The 2,530-nt window shown below is 43.0% G+C and carries 4 protein-coding genes; all 4 read right to left on the bottom strand.

All coding sequences use genetic code 11. The features are described from left to right. Nucleotides 1–310 precede the first annotated feature (310 nt). Nucleotides 311–694, bottom strand: a complete 384-nt coding sequence (locus ACYQ2C_RS18545) for a hypothetical protein (RefSeq protein ID WP_460104666.1) — start codon at nt 692–694, stop codon at nt 311–313. 128 nt (nt 695–822) lie between these two features. Then, a complete protein-coding gene (locus ACYQ2C_RS18540; protein WP_460104669.1) occupies nt 823–1,065 on the bottom strand; it encodes a hypothetical protein in 243 nt (80 codons plus the stop codon). 108 nt (nt 1,066–1,173) lie between these two features. Then, a complete protein-coding gene (locus tag ACYQ2C_RS18535; protein ID WP_460104671.1) occupies nt 1,174–1,524 on the bottom strand; it encodes a hypothetical protein in 351 nt (116 codons plus the stop codon). Nucleotides 1,525–1,616: 92 nt separating this feature from the next. Continuing rightward, nucleotides 1,617–2,042, bottom strand: coding sequence for a hypothetical protein (locus tag ACYQ2C_RS18530; protein WP_425056445.1), 426 nt, complete (start codon nt 2,040–2,042; stop codon nt 1,617–1,619). Between the last annotated feature and the right edge of the window lie 488 nt (nt 2,043–2,530).

Genomic DNA, 2,530 nt, shown 5'->3' with positions numbered 1-2,530 from the left:
GCCACGAAGAACGAAATCACCCGACTTTACGCAACCACTTTGCTAATTGAAACCACGAAGAGCAAAACTGCCCAACACAAATCTGCATTTTTACCACAAATTGGCTGCCACGATTTTGGAGCTGCTAACATTTAGCACTTCATTTGAAAGCACCAAGAATAAGAACTTTCAGTTTACGCAACACCTAAAATTTACCACTGATAAAACCACTGAGTAGTTCTAACGCTTTGCTAAGGGGCAGCCGAAACGCAGTGTAGGCTGTCCCGCGGAGGCCGCGCTTTTTGCGGCCGGAGTGTACTTGAGCAACTTGTTATAAGGCGACATTTTTACGCACGTAGCTCCACGCTGAAACGGAACAAACGAGACCTAACCCACCATAAATGCCAAGAAACGTAATAGACTGAAAACTAAAATCTGTACCCGATATACCAAACAAAACTACTGGAGTAAAAAAACCCAAAATAAAGCCAGCCAGAATATAGACGACTAAGCTTACCCAATTTGACCATGAGTAAATTTGCCATAAGCGAATTAACGGATACGCCAAAAGTACGCAAATAACAAAAGCTACAGAGAAAGCAATGAGACCAAAAATCGTCGCTGCCCCGCCATACGAAGGAAAGCAAACGATTATTAGAAGCAAAGCCCCTAAAAAAGCTGATTGAATACTAGATGCAACTACATGCTTCCACATACTCAAGCCTTATAACGCCTTGCTAAGGGGCGCACGGAGCAGCGCGTAGTGCGTCCCACGAAAGCCACGCTTTTTGTGGCTGGAGTAAACTTGAGCAACTTGTTATATGTGCCTAAATTAAACTTCATTTATTTAGTAGCATTTGATGATAGTAGGTCATCTGTTTTACATAAATGCTCTATTAAATTAAGTGTCCATTGTTCTAGACCTTCTTTTGGCACGGGCACATCAAAAATACGGAGTGTATGTTTTGTACCAACCTCCATCCATGAACTACTATCAAATACCAAATGCCAAGAGCCTTTAAGGTATGTAAATTTACCTTCTACTTCAGACCAACCATTTTCTTTTAGCACTTGTGTAAAGGGCATAATATTCCTTAGTACATATAACGCTGCCATAAAGGGCCGACTGGAGCGCAGCGTAAGGAGGTCCAGCGGAACGTAGTGGAGCGACTTTTGATGGCCTTGTTAGGCATTTTACTCAGCACCGTATATTTTCTCACCTTCTTCTTGGCACAGAATTAGTACAGCGGGTAAACCATGCTCACTATCAGAGTAATCTGGAGCCCTGATTGAAGCTGCGTATGCTTTAGATTTATTACCAATTTCCATGAGCTCTTGATAATTTAAATTAGAGTACTCAACGCCCAAGTTTACGCTACCATCAAAAACCTTTATAGAATTTGCGAGCATGTACTGCCTCACACAGCTATAAAAGAAGAAATCACTTTTGCTTATTGTTCCCATTCTTAGGTCCTTTGATGGGCCTGCAAAAGCGATGACCGAAAAAGCAAAAATTGTAATAAATATTATGGTACGCAATTTCATCTGTATGGATGCCTAACGCTGAGCTTTGCGGCAATTTTGGAGCCGCGAAGCGGTGGAAAAATTGTCCGACAACAGCGACTGGTTATACGGGTTCACGGCGCCACACTGGGCAGCATAAGAGTGATTTTCTGAACTGTATCCATACCAACCGAGTGCTCTATGTGCATGACATGGTCGGAATAGTCGTATCTCTCCCACGCGCCCTTTTTCCCTAGTATGGAGACTTCCTTTTCTTCGCCAGATTTAGAAGGCACTCCGTACTTCTTGAGAATTTCATCTCGTCTCGTCAGTTGACCAATCCCATCAAATTCCTGGTACCCAGCCGCGACATACAGAAATACTGTTTTTACTACGTTGCATTTATCCAGGAGGAACTCCCAAGAATGATCCAGCCCCGCAACGTAATACTCCTGCTCATCACCCTCTTCTAATAAGTCATATACTTCAAGCATTCCCGAATTAGGAAAGAGATCTTTGACTTGCTCAAATGGCTTTCCGAGCATCGCTAATGGATTCATAGGCTTCTTTTCGTATAACGCTTTGCTTTGCGGCGCGCGATAGCGCGTCCGGTGGAGGCCACGCTTTTTGTGGCCGGAACGAATAACAGCAACTTGTTAGAACAAGCGCGAAAATAGTTAATTTGCGGTGCTAAAGGTGTACCACTAAACATTTGAGCCACCTTACTTTCTGCGACCAAGTTTGCCAATTTTAGCCACGAAGAACGAAACTATCAGACTTTACGCAGTCACTTTGTTAATTGAAATAAGGAAGAGCAAAACTGTCCAAGTTAAACCTACCTTTTACTAAAAACTGGCTGCCACGATTTTGTAGATGCAAATATTTTGCACTTTACTTGAAAGCCCCAAGAACGAAAACTTTCAGTTTACGTAACAACTAATATTTACCAACGATAAAACCACTGAGTAGTTCTAACGCCCACACAACCGGCGAGCGGAACATCGTGGAGCGAGTCCAGCCCAATTTGCGCTTTTTGCAAATTGGGCGT

The organism is Sessilibacter sp. MAH3, from assembly GCF_054658275.1.
The sequence above is the reverse complement of the archived record's forward strand: the minus strand, read 5'-3'. Positions and strand labels throughout refer to the sequence as shown.

Excerpts from the sequence above, each read along its gene's own strand:
- ACYQ2C_RS18540 (WP_460104669.1), bottom strand. The coding sequence starts at position 1,065 with ATGCCCTTTACACAAGTGCTAAAAGAAAATGGTTGGTCTGAAGTAGAA.
- ACYQ2C_RS18530 (WP_425056445.1), bottom strand. The coding sequence starts at position 2,042 with ATGAATCCATTAGCGATGCTCGGAAAGCCATTTGAGCAAGTCAAAGAT.
- ACYQ2C_RS18535 (WP_460104671.1), bottom strand. The coding sequence starts at position 1,524 with ATGAAATTGCGTACCATAATATTTATTACAATTTTTGCTTTTTCGGTC.
- ACYQ2C_RS18545 (WP_460104666.1), bottom strand. The coding sequence starts at position 694 with ATGTGGAAGCATGTAGTTGCATCTAGTATTCAATCAGCTTTTTTAGGG.